Here is a 17,679-nt window from a genome sequence, read left to right as displayed (position 1 = left end):
GGCACGGAACCATAAAGACAGGCAGGGCGGGAACCGAAAGGTTCCCGCCCTGCCTCTTGTTAACGCTGCCGGTGCTGCCGCGGACTGCTCAGTCCTTTGAGCGGTTGGTGGGCCAGGATGCCGGGCCGGCCGAACCGGCGTCGTACTCTTCAAGCGGGACGTCCCCGCGCTCCCACGCCTTGAGGACCGGCTCAACAATCCGCCAGCAGTCCTCTGCAGTGTCTCCCCGGACGGACAGCAACGGATCGCCGGTCAGCACGCCTTCCAGCACTTCGCCGTAGGGCAGGAGATCGGAGGCGCTCAGTTCGGCTTCCAGGGTGACCCGGCCCAGGCTGAAGATGTTTCCCGGACCGTTGACGTCGACGTCGAACTCCAGTGTGTCCGGGCCGAAACCGATCCGGAGCTGGTTGGGGGAGTCCACCCCGGTAAAGCCCTGGGGCAGGTGTGGCACCGGAAGGAAGGTGACCACCGCTTCCTTGCGCTTGTCGCCCAGGGCCTTGCCGGAACGCAGGATGAAGGGAACCCCCGCCAGCGCCAGTTGTCGATGCCCACCTGGATTTCGGCAAGGGTTTCGGTTCCCTTTCCGGGATCCACGCCTTCCTCCTTGGCGTAGTCCGGGACGTCCTTGCCTGCCACGGAACCGGCGGTGTAGCGGGCCCTGCGCGTTGAGCCAGTGAAGGGGGCACTGACGCTGCTGGCCCGCAGGACGGTGGAGACGGCGTCGCGGAGGTCGCGCTCGCCGATGGTGGCCGGAGGTTCGATGGCCATGATCGCCATGACCTGCAGGAGGTGGCTCTGGATCATATCCCGGAGGGCGCCGGCGCCGTCGTAGTAGCGCGCTCGGCCTTCCAGGGCCAGGTCCTCATCGAAAAAGATCTCCACCTTTTCCACGTGCTGCCTGTTCCATACCGGCTCAAGGAAGTTGTTGGCGAACCGAAGGCCCAGGATGTTCAGGACGGTGGCCTTGCCCAGGAAATGGTCAACCCGGTGGATATGGTCTTCGGGGACCAGCCGTGCCAGGGTCCGGTTCAGCGACCGGGCCGATTCCTCGCTGAAGCCGAAGGGCTTCTCCATTACCAGGCGGGTGCCTTCCGGAACCTCTTCCGGCTGGAGCGTCTCGCATGCCTGCTGGCTGATCCGGGGCGGCAACGCAAAGTAAACGGCCACCGGGCCTTCCAGCCCCGCGAGCAGGGCGGCCAGGGCACCCTTGGCCGTGACGTCCACCTGGTGGTACGCCGTCTCCTTCTGCAGCAGCTCGAGGGCGTCCTTTCCGGAACTGTCTGCCGCGCCGGCTGCAGCAGCGAACGATGCCTGGACCCGCTCCCGCCATTGTTCCGGCGTCCACGGATCCGAGCCTGCCCCCACCAGGGTGAGGCCCTCCGCGCGGCCTGCGGCAACGAGCCGCGCCAGGCCGGGCAGGAGGAGCCGGCCGGTGAGGTCGCCCGAGGCGCCGAGGATGAGCAGGGTCTTCACAGTCGTTTGGCTCGTCATTTTGCCAGCATGCCACCTACCGGGCCTGACTTGATACCCTAGATAGTCGAGTCCCGATCATCCACTGAAAGAAGTGCACGTCGCGTGTTCAATTCACTCTCTGACCGGTTGACAGCAACCTTCAAGAATCTCCGCGGTAAAGGCAGGCTCACCGAGGCCGACGTCGATGCCACCGTCCGGGAGATCCGCCGCGCGCTTCTGGACGCCGATGTTGCCGTTCCCGTTGTGCGTGAGTTCACTGGCCGGGTCCGTGAACGCGCCCTGGGTGCCGAGGTCTCTGCGGCACTGAACCCCGGCCAGCAGATCGTCAAGATCGTCAATGAGGAACTCGTCGAGATCCTGGGCGGCGAAACCCGGCGGATCCGGCTGGCCAAGAACGGCCCCACCGTCATCATGCTCGCCGGCCTCCAGGGTGCCGGCAAGACCACCCTTGCGGGCAAGCTGTCCAAGTGGCTGAAGGCCCAGGGGCACAGCCCCATGCTGGTGGCCTGCGACCTGCAGCGCCCTAACGCCGTCACCCAGCTCCAGGTGGTGGGCCAGCGGGCAAAGGTCCCCGTCTTCGCCCCGCACCCGGGTGCCACCTCCACCGAGCTGGACCAGCCCGCCGGCGACCCCGTCGCCGTCGCCCGCGCCGGCGTCGAGGAAGCACGCCAGAAGCTGCACGACGTCGTCATCGTTGACACGGCCGGCCGCTTGGGCGTGGACGCCGACATGATGGAACAGGCGCGCCAGATCCGCCGTGCCATCGTGCCCAACGAAGTCCTGTTCGTGATCGACTCCATGATCGGCCAGGACGCCGTGAACACGGCCCTCGCCTTCGACGAAGGCGTGAACTTCACGGGCATCGTGCTGTCCAAGCTCGACGGCGACGCCCGAGGCGGTGCCGCTCTTTCAGTCGCGTCGGTCACCGGCAAGCCGGTCATGTTCGCCTCCACCGGCGAAGGCCTGGACGATTTCGAACTCTTCCACCCGGACCGGATGGCCTCGCGCATCCTGGATATGGGCGACATCCTCACCCTCATCGAACAGGCCGAAAAGGCCTGGGACAAGGATGAGGCCGCCCGGATGGCGAAGAAGTTCGCCGACCAGGAAGACTTCACCCTCGAGGACTTCCTGGCCCAGATGCAGCAGATCCGCAACATGGGCTCCATGAAGAAGATGCTCATGATGATGCCGGGTGCACAGAACATCCGGCAGCAGCTGGAGCAGTTCGACGAGCGCGAGATCGACCGCGTCGAGGCAATCGTCCGCTCCATGACACCGCACGAGCGGCTGGCGCCGAAGATCATCAACGGTTCACGGCGGGCACGCATCGCCCGTGGTTCCGGCGTCCACGTCTCCGAGGTCAACGGCCTGCTGGAGCGCTTCGCCCAGGCCCAGAAGATGATGAAGAAGATGGCCCAGGGCGGCATGCCGGGAATGCCGGGGATGCCTGGCCTGCCCGGCGCCGGCGGCGGTGCCCGGAAGAACGCCAAGAACGCGCCCAAGAAGAAGGCAAAGTCCGGCAACCCGGCCAAGGCTGCCCAGGAGCGCAAGGAAGCGGAAGCCCGCCGTGCCAACGCCGCCAAGGCGCTGCCTACGGGCGCCGCCTTCGGCCAGCAGGGCGGGGACTTCGACCCGTCCCAGCTGAACCTCCCCAAGGGCTTCGACAAGTTCCTGGGCAAGTAGCAGTTCCCCGGCAACGCAGCGCCGGGTGTCGTTTTGACCTCTCAGAACGACACCTGGCGCTGCTTGCTTGGGATGTCAGTGCCGTGGAATAGGGTTGGGACATGTTCAAGCAGAGGGTAGTGTTCGTGCACGGCGCCGGAACCTTCGGTGCCGCCGCGTGGCCGCGCCAGCACGGCATGGCACTGTCCTATGACGCCCTGTTCCTCCGCCGCCATGGCTTTGACGTCCTCGCGGAGCCACTGGAGTCGTCCTTCGCGGAGGACACCGCCATCATCCTGCGCTCCCTTGCCGATGACGGCCGCGGCGCCGCCGGCGGGCATGTGGTGGCGCACTCCCAGGGGGCGATCGCGGCCATGATGGCCGCCGTCGAACGTCCGGACCTGGTCTTCTCATTGACGCTGGTGGAACCGGCCTGCCTCTCCCTGACAGCGGAACTCCCGGCCACTGCCGCCCACATCAGCCTCATGCAGCCCCTCTTCGACGTGCGCCACCAGCTCAGCGACGAAGACTTCCAGCGCGAATTCGTCCGGCGGGTCTTCGCCACCGACCTCCAGCAGCCCGCCACCACGGAAGAAAAAGGTCCGCCCGCAGGCTGCGGCTCCAGGCCCCGTCATGGGAGGCGCCGCTGCACATTGTTCCCGGGGTGCCCACGCTGGTGCTGACCGGTGGGTGGGAACCGCTCTACGAGGAAATCGCCGGGTACCTCCGGGAGACCGGTGCCCTGCACCGCGTTGCCGCGGGAGGACACCGGCCCCATGACTCCCCGGACGGGGACCGGGCCATCCGGCAGTTCATCAGCCAGGTCAGCCGGAGCCAGCCGGCCCGCGCGTCCTAGCTGTCAGCAGGCACCCGCAGTTCCGGCAGGTAGACCTTGCCGCCGGCGGCAAGGAATTCCTCGCTCTTCCCGCGCATCCCGGCCGCAGCATCGGCCAGTGCCGCCTGCGCCTCCGCGGAACCAAATTCGTCGCGGATGTCCTGGCTGATCCGCATGGAGCAAAACTTGGGCCCGCACATCGAACAGAAGTGCGCCGTCTTGGCAGGCTCAGCCGGCAGCGTCTCGTCGTGGAACGCCTCAGCCGTCACCGGGTCCAGGGACAGTGCGAACTGGTCCCGCCAGCGGAATTCGAACCGCGCCTTGGACAAGGCGTCGTCCCGTTCATGCGCCCCCGGGTGCCCCTTGGCCAGGTCCGCCGCGTGCGCGGCGATCTTGTAGGTGATCACGCCGGTCTTCACGTCGTCCTTGTTGGGCAGGCCCAGGTGTTCCTTCGGGGTGACGTAGCACAGCATCGCGGTGCCGTAACGGGCAATCTCGGTGGCACCAATCGCTGAGGTGATGTGGTCATAGCCCGGAGCAACATCTGTCACCAGCGGGCCCAGGGTGTAAAACGGGGCCCCCTTGCAGAGTTCCTGCTGCCGCTCGACGTTTTCCCGGACCAGGTGGAAGGGAACGTGGCCGGGCCCCTCCACCATGACCTGAACGTCGTACTCCCACGCGCGCTGGGTGAGCTCGGCGAGCGTGTCCAGTTCCGCGAACTGGGCGGCGTCGTTGGCGTCCGCCGTCGAACCGGGGCGCAAACCGTCGCCCAGGGAGAAGGCAACGTCGTACTTCGCGAAGATCCCGCACAGCTCATCGAAGTGCGTGTAGAGGAAGTTCTCCTGGTGGTGGGCCAGGCACCAGCCGGCCATGATGGAGCCGCCGCGGGACACAATGCCCGTCACCCGGTTGGCGGTCAGCGGGACATAGCGAAGCAGCACGCCGGCGTGGATGGTCATGTAGTCCACGCCCTGCTCGCATTGTTCAATGACGGTGTCCCGGAAGATTTCCCAGGTCAGCGCGTTGGCCTCGCCGTTGACTTTCTCCAGGGCCTGGTAGATCGGCACGGTGCCGATAGGGACGGGGGAGTTGCGGATGATCCACTCCCGCGTGGTGTGGATGTCGTCGCCGGTGGACAGGTCCATAACGGTGTCGGCGCCCCATTGCGTGGCCCACTGGAGCTTGTCCACCTCCTCCGCGATGGAACTCGTCACGGCCGAGTTTCCGATGTTGGCGTTGATCTTCACCAGGAAGGCCTTGCCGATGATCATCGGCTCGGACTCCGGATGGTTGATGTTGTTCGGAATGATGGCGCGGCCGGCGGCCAGTTCGCTCCGGACCAGTTCCACATCGCAGTTCTCGCGCAGCGCCACGAAGCGCATCTCCTGCGTGATGACGCCCTGCCGGGCATAGTGCATCTGGGTCACCGTCCGGCCGTCGACGGCGCGGCGGGGCACCGGCTGCGCGCCCTTCCACTCCGCGGAGGCGGCGCCGCGGCGGACGGCCGAGCGGCCGTCGTCGAGCAGGTTGCGTTCCCTGCCGCTGTAGGCCTCGGTGTCTCCGCGCGCCACGATCCACTCCGCGCGGAAGGGCTCCAGGCCGCGGACGGGGTCGCTTCCCGGCCCCGCCGTCCGGTAGGTCCGGAACGGTGCGTTCGGCTGGCCGTTGGGCGATGGCTCCAGGGCAATTTCCGTGACGGGTACCCGGATGCCGGACCCGGCGTCGTCGATATAGGCCAGCGAATGCGACGCCAGGGACCGGGTCACCTGGGACTGGTTCACCTGGGGCGTGGAGCCGGCTCCGGAATCCCCGGTGGACGGCAGGTGGGCAGGGTTCAACTGGGTGTTTTGCGTACTCAAGGGAATACTCACTTCCTTCGCCGGCATTACCCGGACAGGTTCAACGGTCGCAGGCTGCGTCAGCCCGATCTCAGCCCCTGCAAGGGCTCCCGTGTGGTCAGAGAAGAAGCTACCACAGGCCCCCGGAAGGGCGGTGTCACATTTGCGGGTGCTAGCCTGACCGGGCATCGAAAGGAAGCCCGATGGCAGACATCATCTACTTTCGCGGACCCGTCCTGGCCGCACCGGACCGGGTACGCCATGGACTCTGGTCGGTGGACGGCAAGCTCACGTTCAGCCGGCCCGCTGCCCCTCCGGCGCGGGAACTCGACGGCTGGGTGCTGCCGGGGTTCGTCGACGCCCACTGCCACATCGGCCTGGGTCCCGACGGCCCGGTGGAACCCGCCATTGCCCGGGAGCAGGCGCTGGCTGACCTCAACGCCGGAACCCTGCTGGTCCGCGACGCCGGCTCACCTGCCGATACCCGCTGGATGCAGGGCGGCCGGGACTTCCCGGTACTGATCCGTGCAGGACGGCATGTGGCCCGCACACGCCGCTACCTGCGCGGCTTCGCGGCGGAGGTCGAACCCGACGGGCTCGTGGAGGCCGTGCGGAAGCAAGCGCGCGACGGCGACGGCTGGGTCAAACTGGTGGGCGACTGGATCGACCGGAGCGCCGGCGACCTTGCGCCCTCCTTTCCTGCCGCCGTCGTGCGTGACGCTGTGCAGGCTGCCCATGATGAAGGTGCCCGGGTCACGGCACATTGCTTCGCCGAAGACACCCTGGACCAAATGCTGGACGCCGGCATTGACTGCATTGAGCACGCCACGGGGCTGCTGCCGCGCCACCTGCCCCGGTTCGTGGAGCAGGGCGTACCGATCGTGCCCACCCTCATCAACATCGCCACCTTTCCTGATATCGCGGAGCAGGCGGACGCAAAGTTTCCGCGCTACGCCGCCCACATGCGTGCCCTGTGGGAACGCAGGCTGGAACGGGTGGCGGAGGCCCATGCCGCCGGCGTCCGGATCTTTGCCGGCACGGACGCAGGCAGCGTGATCCGGCACGGCAGGATCGCAGATGAGATCCTCGCCCTGCACGGGGCCGGCCTGCCCATGCATGCGGCCCTGGATGCCGCCTGCTGGGCAGCGCGTGCGTGGCTGGGCGCTGACAACCTGGAGGAAGGCGCGCGGGCCGACGTCGTGGTGTGCCGGGACGACCCCCGGACCACCCCGGACACGATCACGGCGCTGGAGCACGTGGTGCTGGGCGGCCGCATCATCCGTTGAGTTATTTGGTTCCGCTACTTGGAATAAATTGAAGCTTCAAGTAATTTTAATATGTGACAGGCCGCCGAAGTGACGGCCTCCAACACAAGGAGCCTTCAAATGACCGACGCAGCCAGCAGCCAGGATCTTCTTCCTGCCGACCTCGCCATGGGCACGGTAATGCTCAAGGTGGGCGACATGAAGGTCATGACCGACTACTACCAGCGCGCACTGGGCCTGGAGGCGGTGGCGGAGCAGGACGGCGGGCTCTACCTGGGCAGGCTCGGCAGGCCGCTGGTCCACCTGGCGCCGGCCCCCGGGCTGCACCTTCCCGGCAGGGGAGAGGCCGGCCTGTTCCACACCGCCCTATTGTTCGAGGACCAGGCTTCCCTGGCGGCCACCATCGCCACGGCAGCCCAGTACGAACCCCGGTCCTTCACCGGCAGCGCCGACCACCTGGTGAGTGAGGCCTTCTACTTCACCGACCCCGAGGGCAACGGCATCGAGCTGTACTGGGACCGGCCGCGCAGCAACTGGTCCTGGAACGGGACGGACGTGGTGATGGACAGCCTGGCGCTTCCGCCGCAGCGCTACCTGGAGCAGCACCTCACTGAGGAATCCCTCGAAGGCCAGCGGCGGACGTCCGCAGGCGTGGGGCACGTCCACCTCCAGGTTGGCGACGTCCAGACCGCCAGGGACTTCTACGTGGGTACCCTGGGCTTCGAGAAGACGGCGGGCTGGCATGGGCAGGCCCTGTTCGTTTCCGCGGGCCGCTACCACCACCACATGGCCATGAACGTCTGGAACAGTCGCGGCGCCGGCCCCCGCAAGGACACCCTTGGGTTGGGCGAGGTGCTCATCGAGGTTTCCTCGGGTGACGACGTCGGGGCGCTGGCTGACCGCCTGAGGGTCGCCGGGGTGCCCGCCCACCACACCGGCGCGGAGCTCCGGTTCGAGGACCCGTGGCGCAACCGGCTCCGGGTGGCAGTCCGCTGACCGGTGCTCCTGCACGGGCCGTGCGCCAGTGCTGACGGGCCAGTGTTGGGGCTCGCGGGCTCCGGCCCGGCGCGTTTGCCGGCGGGCGCGCAGCAACTAGGCTGATTCCGTACGGCCGGGCTGCAACTCCCGGCACGCAGCTCCGCCAACGGAAGAAGGGCACCCGCCATGGGCTTCACCGAGATCTTCGTCGCCACCCATGACGCCGCGCTGAAACGCGCCGGCATCCTTGACCAGGGAAGCGGCTCCGCGGCGGACAGCGGGCCCGGGGGCCAGGCGGTGCGGATCCAGGGCATCAGCGACTTCGAAGTCGAACAGCTGGGCGATCTTGCCGGGACTGCCGTGCACGCCGGCGGGGCCGACTATGAGCTGACCATGGTGGACGTCGCCAGCGATTCGCTCCTTGCCGTGCCGCCGGCCATGGTCCGTGCGCTGGCCGACCTGCTCTCCTATGAAACCGAAGGCGAAGGCAATGTCCTTGACGACGTCGCCGAACAGTGGGCCGGCCAGGAGGATATGCCGTTCGACGCCGGCCAGGCCCGGAGCTACGTTCAGCAGGTGGCGGAGTTGGCCGCCTCGATCGACGATTCCGAGCGGACGGGACTGTACGTCTGGTCGGCCTGACCCCGTGATGCCGGTTTCGGCCGTCCTCCGCCTCCACAAGGGCCGGCCGCGGCGCCGGCGCGGTGGCCCAAGTCGAAATAACGCCGTTCATCTGGCACAATAAACAGGTACTCGATCTGCGTGGCCCCTCTCTCCGCGTCCGGATCCTGTCCTTCGAACCCGCAAGTACGGCCCGCCCCACGGGTGCAGAAAGCCGGGTTCACCCCTTTTCTGAAACAGGAGTGACCACAAAAGTGGCCGTAAAGATTCGCCTTAAGCGCTTCGGCAAGATGCGCGCCCCGTACTACCGCATCGTCGTTGCGGACTCACGCACCAAGCGTGACGGCCGCGCCATCGAGGAGATCGGCAAGTACCACCCCACCGAAGAGCCCTCGTTCATCGAGGTCAACTCCGAGCGTGCGCAGTACTGGCTCTCCGTCGGCGCCCAGCCGTCCGAGCAGGTCGCCGCGATCCTGAAGATCACCGGTGACTGGCAGAAGTTCAAGGGCCTGCCGGGCCAGGAAGGCACCCTCAAGACCAAGGTCGCGAAGGAAGCCTTTGTTGCCCCGGAGAAGGGCTCGGTCATCATCCCGGAAGCCATCACCAAGAAGGCATCCAAGTCTGACGCTGCCGAGGCCCCGGCCGACGCCGAAGCTGAGACCACCGAGGCTGAGTAGATTGCTGGCAGAAGCGCTGGAACACCTGGTCCGCGGAATCGTCGATTCCCCGGATGACGTCAAGGTCAGTTCGAAGAGCAACCGCCGCGGGGACACCCTCGAGGTGCGCGTTCACCAGGACGACCTTGGACGGGTGATTGGCCGCCAGGGCCGCACCGCCCGCGCATTGCGCACCGTGGTGGCAGCACTGGCCGGTGGCGAACCGGTGAGGGTCGACGTCGTCGATACCGACCGCCGCCGCTGAGCGCTCGGCAACATTCAGTTTTGCTCCGGCCCCTTCACCGCCAGGTGGAGGGGCCGGAGTGCTTTGACCAACATGGTGCTTCCACCGGAACCACCACAACCCGGAACAGAGGAACAGATGCAGCTTCAGGTGGCACGGATCGGCAAGCCGCACGGCATTCGCGGGGAAGTCACCGTCCAGGTGCTGACGGACGCTCCGGAGGACCGCTTTGTCCCGGGAACGGAATTCGTCGTTGAGGACGCCGCGGCAGGACGGCTGACCGTGCGGAGTGCGCGCTGGAACAAGGACATCCTGCTGCTCGGTTTTGAGGAGGTGGCGGACCGCAACCAGGCTGAAACCCTCCGCGGCGCCAAGCTGTTCATCGAAACCGAAGAACTGGACGGGGATGATGACGAGGGCTGGTACGAGCACGAGCTTGTCGGCCTGGAGGCCCGGGTAGGGGCGCAGGTTGTGGGCAAGGTGACCGCGCTGAACACCATGCCCGTGCAGGACCTTCTCATGGTCACCACCCCGGACGGCAAGGAAATCCTCATCCCGTTCGTGGAACAGATCGTGCCTGAGGTGAATATCGAGGAAGGCTTCATCCTCCTCACCCCGCCGGACGGACTCTTCGAACTCAACACCGACGAAGCCGCTGCCCCGGAACCGGAAAGCAGGGACTAGATGCGCATCGACGTCGTCAGCATCTTCCCTGAATACCTCGCCCCGCTTGAACTCTCGCTGATTGGCAAGGCCCGCCACGACGGCATCCTGGACCTGCACGTCCATGACCTGCGCAGCTTCACCACGGACAAGCACCGCACTGTCGACGACACCCCGTACGGCGGCGGCGCCGGAATGGTCATGAAGCCCGAACCCTGGGCCCAGGCACTCGCCGCCGTGGCGGAGGAGCGGCCGGATCCGCAGCGCAAGCCGGTCCTCATCGTCCCATCCCCGGCCGGCGAGCGGTTCACCCAGGCCCTCGCCTATGAACTGGCCGAGGAACAGCACCTGGCGTTTGCGTGCGGGCGGTATGAGGGCATCGATGAACGGGTCATCGAATGGGCGCAGGAACACTTCACGGTCCGGCCTGTCAGCCTGGGCGACTATGTGCTGAACGGCGGGGAAGTGGCCGTCCTGGCCATGGTGGAAGCCATTGGCCGCCTGCTGCCCGGTGTAGTGGGCAATCCCGAATCCCTGGTGGAGGAATCCCACTCGGACGGACTCCTGGAATATCCGGTCTACACCAAGCCTTCCATGTGGCGTGACCGCGAGGTGCCGCCGGTGCTCCTGAGCGGCAACCACGGCAGGATCGCCCAATGGCGGCGCCACGAGCAGTACCGCCGCACAGCGGCGCGGCGTCCGGACCTCCTGGAAGGGTTCGACGCCGGCAGCCTCCCGCGTGCCGACCGCACCGAATTGCACAACCTGGGGTATGACATCGTGGATGGCAGGCTGGTCCGCCGGCCGGAAGCGGCAGCCGCGCCGCAGGATTAGTGCCGGGCGAATTGGCGTAACCCTGCCGCTGTGGCAAAATTAACCCTTGTGTCTGCTGGGTCCGCACCTGCCACAGGGGGTAGCGCGGCCAACAGCCGGACAACCGGCCCCATCAACCCTTGAAGCGGCCGGACTATTTTACTTCGGCGGTGAGACCCGGCCTGCCTTCCGGCAGCCGGACTTGCCCGCCGTGACCCAAAGTGAATGACCTGTGGCGTTCACCAGGAGTGCAATCATGCATATTCTCGATTCCGTCGATGCAGCCTCGCTGCGCAACGATGTTCCCGAGTTCCGCGCCGGCGACACGCTCAAGGTGCACGTGAACATCATCGAAGGCAAGAACACCCGTGTCCAGGTCTTCCAGGGCTTCGTCCTGGGCCGCCAGGGCGACGGCGTGCGCGAAACCTTCACCGTTCGCAAGGTCTCCTTCGGTGTCGGCGTGGAGCGTACCTTCCCGGTGCACTCCCCGATCATCGAAAAGATCGAGGTTGTCACCAAGGGTGACGTCCGCCGCGCCAAGCTGTACTACATGCGTGCACTGCGTGGCAAGGCCGCGAAGATCAAGGAAAAGCGCGACTTCAGCTCCGCCAAGTAAGTAAGTTCTGCCCGGACTTACGGCCAGGCTGGAGCGCGGCCGTACCCGGCATGCGCCGGAGCAATGCACCAGCGCCAGGATACGGACCATGCACCAGACAAAACGCCAGCCCCGCAAAATGGGCTGGCGTTTTGTTTTACTGGCCCTGCTCCTCGCCGTGGCAATCAGCGGAGTGGTCCGGTCCCTGTGGCTTGACGTCTACTTCATCCCCTCGGATTCCATGGAGCCGCTCCTGCAGGGCGGGGACCGGATCCTGGTGTCACGCACGGACTTCCAGTCCGAACCCATCCGGCACGGGGACGTTGTCGTCTTCGATGGCCGTGGCAGCTTTGCACCGTTGAACAGCGGCAAGGGTCCGCTGCCGGACGCAGCCGCTGCCGCCATGCAGTGGCTCGGCCTGACCGGCAGCGACACAACCTACGTCAAACGGGTCATCGGCCTTCCCGGCGACACGGTGGCCTGCTGTGACGCCGGCGGCAAGGTCACCGTCAACGGCACACCCATGGATGAGCCCTACATTTTTTCCGGCGACGCGCCGAGCACGCAGAAGTTCAGCACCGCGGTTCCGGAGGGCAGGCTTTGGCTGATGGGGGACCACCGCTCGGTGTCCGCTGACTCCCGCAGCCTGCTCGGTGCTCCCGGCGGCGGACTGGTTCCGCTGGACAGGGTGATTGGCCGGCCGGTCCAGATCCTTTGGCCGCTTGATAGATTTGCTCCAGTAGCACGGCCGCCCGCAGCGGGGCCGACAACACAGAACGGACGGTAAATGCCCGAGAATCACGCGCGGAAACCTGAACCGCGCCATGACGGCGCATCAGAAACGCCCACCGTTCCAGTTCCCTCCGTACCCGGCGACACCCCGGAAACCGCCGCCCCCGTCCATCGGCGGCACAGGACGGCGTCGAAGGCAGCGGCCGCCAAGTCCGGCGGCAATCCCGTGCTCGGCTGGCTCAGGGAAATCGCCACGGTGGTGGTCATCGCCGTGGTGCTGTCCTTCCTTATCAAGACCTTCCTGTTCCGGGCATTCTTCATTCCCTCGGAATCCATGGTGAACACCCTCGACGTGGATGACCGGATCTTCGTGAACCTCCTGGTGCCGGAGCCCTTCGCGCTCAGCCGTGGCGACGTGGTGGTATTCCGTGACACCAAGGGCTGGCTGCCGCCGGCCCCGGCCAAGGCACAGGGACCGTTCACCTGGGTCCAGGACGGCCTGACGTTCGTCGGCCTCCTGCCCGACAACTCCGAACAGCACCTGGTCAAGCGTGTCATCGGGCTCCCGGGCGACCACGTTGTCTGCTGTGACGCCGGCGGTAAACTGACCATTAACGGGACCGCGATTGACGAGACCTACATCAATCCCGCGGAAGTCCCGCAGATCCGCAACTTTGACGTCACCGTACCGGAAGGCAAGGTGTGGGTGATGGGTGACAACCGGAACCACTCTGCCGATTCCCGTGCGCACATGGAGACTGACGGCGGATTCATCAATCTCAAGGACCTCGAAGGCAAGGCCGCGGTCATCGCCTGGCCGCTGAACAGGATCAAGACCCTGGACAACTACCCGGACGTGTTCCGCAGCGTCCCGGCGGCCCACTGACCGTGCCTTCAGCAGTGCAGGCGTCCCCAGCAGTGCAGACTACCCCGGCAGTGAAGGCGCGCTCCGGCTCAAAACCGGCAGCACGCGGAGCCAAGGCGCCCACGCTGCGGCACGAGCGTACCTTCAAGGCCCAGGGGGTGCGCCTGCTTGCCGGGGTGGATGAGGTTGGCCGGGGTGCCCTCGCCGGTCCTGTCAGCGTGGGAATCGCCGTCGTTGACCTGGAACGCCAGAAGCCGCTTGCAGGCGTGCGGGACAGCAAACTCCTGAGCCCTGCGGAACGGGAACGGCTGGATCCCCTGGTGCGCCGGTGGAGTATCGCATCGGCGGTGGGACACGCTTCCGCCGGCGAGATAGATTCACTCGGCATCATCGCTGCCCTTCGGCTGGCGGGAACCCGCGCGTGGAACAGCATCATCAGCGCCGGCATCATCCCGGAGGCTGTGCTGCTTGATGGAAGCCACAACTGGCTTTCCCCGGCAGGCCAGCTGTCCCTGTTCGACCAGCCCGTGCTGGAGGCCGCGTGTGAAGCCCCGGTCCATACCAAGGTCAAGGCGGACATGCAGTGCCTCAGCGTCGCGGCCGCAAGTGTTATTGCCAAGGTGGAACGGGACCGGATGATGCGGGAACTGCACACCGAATATCCCGATTACGGCTGGGACATCAACAAGGGATATGCCACGGCAGCCCATCGGAACGTCCTACGCGCCGCCGGGCCCACACCGTACCACAGGGTAAGCTGGCGGCTGCTTGGCGGGGAACTGCAGGACGCCGAGGTGCCCGACGGGGACGAGCCGTACGAAGACTGACCCCCGCCACCCGCGGCACCCGTGCCGGACATGGTGCAAGATGGAAGCATGAGTGCTGAGGATCTTGAGAACTATGAAACCGACATGGAGCTTCAGCTCTATCGTGAATACCGCGACGTGGTCGGCCTCTTCAGCTACGTTGTCGAGACCGAACGGCGCTTTTACCTGGCCAACCATGTGGACCTCCAGGCCCGCAGCGCCGATGGTGAGGTCTATTTCGACCTGACCCTCCAGGACGCCTGGGTATGGGATGTCTACCGCTCGGCACGGTTCGTCAAAAGCGTCAGGGTCCTGACCTTCAAGGACGTGAACGTGGAGGAACTGCCCCGCAACGAGGAACTGGCCCTGCCCAAGGATGTAGACCTGGGCAACTAGGGTCCCGCGGGACCCTGACTTCCCCTCCACACCGGCCCCTGTCCACATACGGCAGGGGCCTTCTGTCTTCCGCGGCCCTTCGCCTCCAGGCTGGTTGCGGAGGTACACATGAAATCCAAAGACCTGTTGGGCCGGCGGGGCGAAGACCTTGCCGTGGGCTATCTTGAAGCGCTGGGCATGCTGGTGGTGGAGCGCAACTGGCGGTGCGCCGGGGGCGAGATTGATATCGTCGCCCTCGACGGCGATGCGCTGGTGATCGCCGAAGTCAAAACCCGCCGTTCGCTCGACTACGGCCATCCGTTTGAAGCCGTCGGTCCGGAAAAGCTGGCCCGGCTGCACCGCCTCGCTGCTGCCTGGTGCCGTGACCGCGAACTGCGGATGCCGCTGCGCCGCGTGGACGTCATAGCCGTCGTGGACGACGGCGGCGGGGAACCCGTGGTCGAACACCTCAAGGGGGTGGGGTAATGTCCCTCGGGCGCACCTACTCCATCGCCCTCGTCGGGCTCAACGGCTACATGGTGGAAGTCGAGGCTGACATCGGCCAGACGCTCCCGGCCTTCGTCATTCTTGGGCTGCCGGACGCTTCCCTCAACGAAGCCAAGGAGCGCATCCGCTCAGCCGCGAAGAACGCCGGGATCCCGCTCAGCCGAAGGAAGATCACCGCAAACCTCATTCCTGCCTCACTGCCGAAACGAGGCTCCGGCTTCGATCTCGCCGTCACCATGGCCGTCCTCCGGGCAGCGAACGACATCAAGCCCACGGGGCGCACAGTCTTTATCGCCGAGCTGGGGCTCGACGGGAGGCTGCGGCCGGTGCGGGGAATCCTGCCGGCGGTCATGGCGTCGGTGCAGGCCGGGTATCCGGAGATCGTGGTGGCCCAGGCCAACCTCGCCGAGGCCTCCCTGGTCCCCGGAGCCAAGGTGCGCGGGTACCGCACGCTTGCCCGGCTTGCCCTCGACTTTGGGGCGGACCCCCAGGAACTTGCCCTGGACTTCGAACCGGACGAGGCCGATGACGCCGGTGACGGCCAGGCGCTTCCCGGCCCGTGTCCCGACATGGCAGACGTCTCCGGGCAGGGCGAAGCCCGCAGGGCTCTGGAAGTGGCGGCGGCGGGCGCCCATCATCTGCTCCTCACCGGGCCGCCAGGAGCCGGCAAGACCATGCTGGCGGAGCGGCTGCCGGGCCTCCTGCCGGACCTTGGCGACCACGAGTCCATGGAAGTCACGGCCATCCACTCGCTGTGCGGCCTGCCCGCATCCTCGGTACAGCTCCTGCGCCGGCCGCCGTTCGAGAACCCGCACCACTCAGCCACCGCTGCCGCCATCATCGGCGGCGGGACCGGCCTGCCCCGGCCGGGGGCAGCATCACGTGCCCACCGGGGCGTGCTTTTCCTGGATGAGGCACCGGAGTACGAGCGGCGTGTCCTGGACGCGCTGCGGCAGCCGCTGGAGAGCGGGGAGCTGGTTATCCACCGGTCAGCCGGAACAGCCGCCTATCCGGCCCGTTTCCAGCTGGTGCTCGCCGCCAACCCCTGCCCCTGCGGCAAGGCATCGGGCAAGGGGCTGGACTGCACCTGCACACCCGTGATGCGCCGCCGCTATCTGGCCAGGATGTCCGGGCCCCTGCTGGACCGGGTGGACATCCAACTGCAGGTGGAGCGCGTATCCCTGGCCGAGTTTGGCCAAGCGGGCGCGGAAGAGGGCACTGCATCAGTGGCAGGCCGGGTCCTGGACGCGCGTGCCCGGCAGGCGGAACGGTTACGGTGCTTCGGCCTGGAGACCAATTCCCAGGTGCCGGGGCGCATCCTCCGCGGTGAACTGCGTCTCCCCGCGGCCGCGACCCGGATCCTTGACCAGTCCCTGGAGCGGGGGTACTTACCGCCCGCGGGTATGACCGTGTCCTTCGGCTCGCGTGGACGCTGGCGGACCTGGGGCACCGCGATACGCCGGACCCGAACGACATCGGACAGGCCCTGGGCCTGCGGCAGGCTTCGGCGGCCGCGGCATGACACCCAGGGATGCCGAACGGCTGGCCCGGGCCGCCCTGTCACGGCTCATGGAGCCCCAGGACACCGCGGGCCTGGCCCTTGTCCAGATGGCAGGGGCAACGGACGCGCTGCGCATCGCTGCCGGTGAGGTGGCACCCGGGCCCGACCTGGAGCGCGGGATGACATCGCTGCTGGCTGACAGCGGGGCTGCCGGCAGTTGGGCCGGACTGGCAGCCGCGTTGAAGCGTTGGCGGCCACGGCTGCCCGACCTTGCGCCCGAACGCGACCTGGCCACTATGGCCCGGCTCGGCGGACGCCTCATCATTCCCGGTGATGAGCTGTGGCCGGCCCAACTTGCCGACTTGGGAATCCAGGAGCCCATCTGCCTTTGGTGGCGCGGGCAGGAACAACCGTTGCCGGGTGCGGACAAATCCATCGCCCTCGTGGGATCGCGGGACAGCACCAGCTATGGTGCGTCCGTGACAGGGGACATCGCTTACTCGCTGGCGCAGCGGGGTTTCACGGTGGTCTCCGGCGGAGCTTACGGTATCGACGCTCATGCCCACAGAGCCGCCCTCGCCGGCAGTTCCTCCGCCGTCCCCACCATCGCCGTCATGGCCGGGGGAGTGGACCGCTTCTATCCATCCGGTAATGACGACCTGCTGCGGGCCGTGGCAAACCAGGGTGCGGTGCTGGCCGAGGTACCACCGGGGTCGGCCCCTACCCGCTACCGCTTCCTCCAGAGGAACCGCCTCATTGCTGCCCTCTCCGCGGTGACAGTGGTGGTGGAGGCGCGCTGGCGGTCTGGGGCGCTTAATACCGCCCATCACGCAGAGACCCTGGGCCGAGCCGTCGGGGCCGTACCCGGATCCGTCCACAGTGCCAACTCCGCCGGTTGCCACCGACTCCTCCGGGACGGGGGAGCCGTCTGCGTCACCGACGCGGCTGAAGTGGCCGAACTCGCCTCACCGAGTGGAGCTGCCCTTCCCGATCAGCCCACCGCAGACGCTGCAGTGCAGGACGGGCTGACCCTGGAGGACCTGATCCTGCTGGACGCGCTTCCGCTCCGCTCCACTGCGTCCGTGGAAAAGCTCTCAGCCGTGGCCGGGCTTGGCCAGGACTCCGTCAGGGCAGGACTTGGGAGGCTGGGGCTGCTGGGACTCGCCGTATCGGAGCGGGGAGGCTGGAAACGCGGCAAGGCATGACCGTGTCCACCGGCGGTACCGGCCGGGCAACTGGGAAAGTAG

The 17,679-nt window shown here is 66.8% G+C and carries 16 protein-coding genes, 3 pseudogenes and 1 riboswitch; of the genes and pseudogenes, 17 read left to right on the top strand and 2 right to left on the bottom strand.

Features of this window, described 5'->3' with window-relative positions; genetic code table 11:
* Nucleotides 1-88: 88 nt before the first annotated feature.
* Nucleotides 89-1,491: pseudogene (locus OUO20_RS08715) on the bottom strand (glucose-6-phosphate dehydrogenase).
* An 84-nt stretch (nucleotides 1,492-1,575) separates the two neighbouring features.
* On the opposite strand from OUO20_RS08715, the gene ffh reads away from it, so the two are divergent.
* Together ffh and OUO20_RS08705 are read left to right on the top strand one after the other, a co-directional pair.
* Nucleotides 1,576-3,159, top strand: coding sequence for a signal recognition particle protein (gene ffh, locus OUO20_RS08710; RefSeq protein ID WP_018768292.1), 1,584 nt, complete (start codon nucleotides 1,576-1,578; stop codon nucleotides 3,157-3,159).
* Between the two features lie 101 nt (nucleotides 3,160-3,260).
* Nucleotides 3,261-3,994, top strand: a pseudogene (locus tag OUO20_RS08705) (alpha/beta fold hydrolase).
* Here the strand turns inward: OUO20_RS08705 and thiC are convergent.
* The gene (gene thiC, locus OUO20_RS08700; RefSeq protein ID WP_442781118.1) at nucleotides 3,991-5,832 is read right to left on the bottom strand and encodes a phosphomethylpyrimidine synthase ThiC; all 1,842 of its coding nucleotides are present in this window, start codon (nucleotides 5,830-5,832) and stop codon (nucleotides 3,991-3,993) included. The pseudogene OUO20_RS08705 and the gene thiC overlap by 4 nt on opposite strands.
* A riboswitch (TPP riboswitch) is annotated at nucleotides 5,828-5,935 on the bottom strand. It overlaps the preceding gene by 5 nt.
* Before the next feature lie 79 nt (nucleotides 5,936-6,014).
* On the opposite strand from thiC, the gene OUO20_RS08695 reads away from it, so the two are divergent.
* The 15 genes and pseudogenes from OUO20_RS08695 (at nucleotide 6,015) to dprA (ending at nucleotide 17,637) form a co-directional block, all read left to right on the top strand.
* Nucleotides 6,015-7,097 (top strand): amidohydrolase family protein, encoded by a 1,083-nt coding sequence (locus tag OUO20_RS08695; RefSeq protein WP_134163882.1) that lies wholly within the window; start codon nucleotides 6,015-6,017, stop codon nucleotides 7,095-7,097.
* Between the two features lie 99 nt (nucleotides 7,098-7,196).
* Entirely contained in the window at nucleotides 7,197-8,072 is an 876-nt protein-coding gene (locus OUO20_RS08690; protein ID WP_134163883.1) for a VOC family protein, read from the top strand.
* Nucleotides 8,073-8,240: 168 nt separating this feature from the next.
* A complete protein-coding gene (locus tag OUO20_RS08685; protein WP_056387866.1) occupies nucleotides 8,241-8,696 on the top strand; it encodes a hypothetical protein in 456 nt (151 codons plus the stop codon).
* A 233-nt stretch (nucleotides 8,697-8,929) separates the two neighbouring features.
* Nucleotides 8,930-9,352 carry a 30S ribosomal protein S16 gene (rpsP, locus tag OUO20_RS08680; RefSeq protein ID WP_018768286.1) on the top strand — a complete coding sequence of 141 codons (423 nt, stop codon included), beginning with the start codon at nucleotides 8,930-8,932 and terminating at the stop codon, nucleotides 9,350-9,352.
* Between the two features lies 1 nt (nucleotide 9,353).
* Complete coding sequence (locus OUO20_RS08675) at nucleotides 9,354-9,596, top strand: RNA-binding protein (RefSeq protein WP_013601399.1); 243 nt, start codon at nucleotides 9,354-9,356, stop codon at nucleotides 9,594-9,596.
* 117 nt (nucleotides 9,597-9,713) lie between these two features.
* Nucleotides 9,714-10,259, top strand: a complete 546-nt coding sequence (gene rimM / locus OUO20_RS08670) for a ribosome maturation factor RimM (protein WP_208324221.1) — start codon at nucleotides 9,714-9,716, stop codon at nucleotides 10,257-10,259.
* Nucleotides 10,260-11,072 (top strand): tRNA (guanosine(37)-N1)-methyltransferase TrmD, encoded by an 813-nt coding sequence (trmD, locus tag OUO20_RS08665; RefSeq protein ID WP_018768284.1) that lies wholly within the window; start codon nucleotides 10,260-10,262, stop codon nucleotides 11,070-11,072.
* Nucleotides 11,073-11,307: 235 nt separating this feature from the next.
* The gene (rplS, locus tag OUO20_RS08660; RefSeq protein ID WP_018768283.1) at nucleotides 11,308-11,667 is read left to right on the top strand and encodes a 50S ribosomal protein L19; all 360 of its coding nucleotides are present in this window, start codon (nucleotides 11,308-11,310) and stop codon (nucleotides 11,665-11,667) included.
* Between the two features lie 88 nt (nucleotides 11,668-11,755).
* Entirely contained in the window at nucleotides 11,756-12,433 is a 678-nt protein-coding gene (gene lepB / locus OUO20_RS08655) for a signal peptidase I (protein WP_018768282.1), read from the top strand.
* Nucleotides 12,434-13,264 (top strand): signal peptidase I, encoded by an 831-nt coding sequence (gene lepB / locus OUO20_RS08650; protein WP_056387858.1) that lies wholly within the window; start codon nucleotides 12,434-12,436, stop codon nucleotides 13,262-13,264.
* 50 nt (nucleotides 13,265-13,314) lie between these two features.
* Nucleotides 13,315-14,070 carry a ribonuclease HII gene (locus OUO20_RS08645; protein WP_056388162.1) on the top strand — a complete coding sequence of 252 codons (756 nt, stop codon included), beginning with the start codon at nucleotides 13,315-13,317 and terminating at the stop codon, nucleotides 14,068-14,070.
* 48 nt (nucleotides 14,071-14,118) lie between these two features.
* Nucleotides 14,119-14,445 (top strand): DUF2469 domain-containing protein, encoded by a 327-nt coding sequence (locus tag OUO20_RS08640; RefSeq protein ID WP_056335405.1) that lies wholly within the window; start codon nucleotides 14,119-14,121, stop codon nucleotides 14,443-14,445.
* Nucleotides 14,446-14,553: 108 nt separating this feature from the next.
* The gene (locus OUO20_RS08635) at nucleotides 14,554-14,910 is read left to right on the top strand and encodes a YraN family protein (RefSeq protein WP_018768278.1); all 357 of its coding nucleotides are present in this window, start codon (nucleotides 14,554-14,556) and stop codon (nucleotides 14,908-14,910) included.
* Nucleotides 14,910-16,453, top strand: a pseudogene (locus OUO20_RS08630) (YifB family Mg chelatase-like AAA ATPase). Before OUO20_RS08635 ends, OUO20_RS08630 begins: the two are co-directional and overlap by 1 nt.
* Entirely contained in the window at nucleotides 16,450-17,637 is a 1,188-nt protein-coding gene (gene dprA / locus OUO20_RS08625; RefSeq protein ID WP_018768276.1) for a DNA-processing protein DprA, read from the top strand. Before OUO20_RS08630 ends, dprA begins: the two are co-directional and overlap by 4 nt.
* Nucleotides 17,638-17,679 lie beyond the last annotated feature (42 nt).

This window comes from Arthrobacter sp. FX8, from assembly GCF_026723805.1.
In the GTDB taxonomy this organism is placed as follows: domain Bacteria; phylum Actinomycetota; class Actinomycetes; order Actinomycetales; family Micrococcaceae; genus Arthrobacter.
The sequence above is the reverse complement of the archived record's forward strand: the minus strand, read 5'-3'. Positions and strand labels throughout refer to the sequence as shown.

Bases quoted from the DNA above. Each gene is read 5' to 3' on its own strand.
- OUO20_RS08695 (WP_134163882.1), top strand. From the start codon at position 6,015: ATGGCAGACATCATCTACTTTCGCGGACCCGTCCTGGCCGCACCGGAC.
- OUO20_RS08690 (WP_134163883.1), top strand. From the start codon at position 7,197: ATGACCGACGCAGCCAGCAGCCAGGATCTTCTTCCTGCCGACCTCGCC.
- OUO20_RS08685 (WP_056387866.1), top strand. From the start codon at position 8,241: ATGGGCTTCACCGAGATCTTCGTCGCCACCCATGACGCCGCGCTGAAA.
- rimM (WP_208324221.1), top strand. From the start codon at position 9,714: ATGCAGCTTCAGGTGGCACGGATCGGCAAGCCGCACGGCATTCGCGGG.
- trmD (WP_018768284.1), top strand. From the start codon at position 10,260: ATGCGCATCGACGTCGTCAGCATCTTCCCTGAATACCTCGCCCCGCTT.
- rplS (WP_018768283.1), top strand. From the start codon at position 11,308: ATGCATATTCTCGATTCCGTCGATGCAGCCTCGCTGCGCAACGATGTT.
- lepB (WP_018768282.1), top strand. From the start codon at position 11,756: ATGCACCAGACAAAACGCCAGCCCCGCAAAATGGGCTGGCGTTTTGTT.
- lepB (WP_056387858.1), top strand. From the start codon at position 12,434: ATGCCCGAGAATCACGCGCGGAAACCTGAACCGCGCCATGACGGCGCA.
- OUO20_RS08640 (WP_056335405.1), top strand. From the start codon at position 14,119: ATGAGTGCTGAGGATCTTGAGAACTATGAAACCGACATGGAGCTTCAG.
- OUO20_RS08635 (WP_018768278.1), top strand. From the start codon at position 14,554: ATGAAATCCAAAGACCTGTTGGGCCGGCGGGGCGAAGACCTTGCCGTG.
- dprA (WP_018768276.1), top strand. From the start codon at position 16,450: ATGACACCCAGGGATGCCGAACGGCTGGCCCGGGCCGCCCTGTCACGG.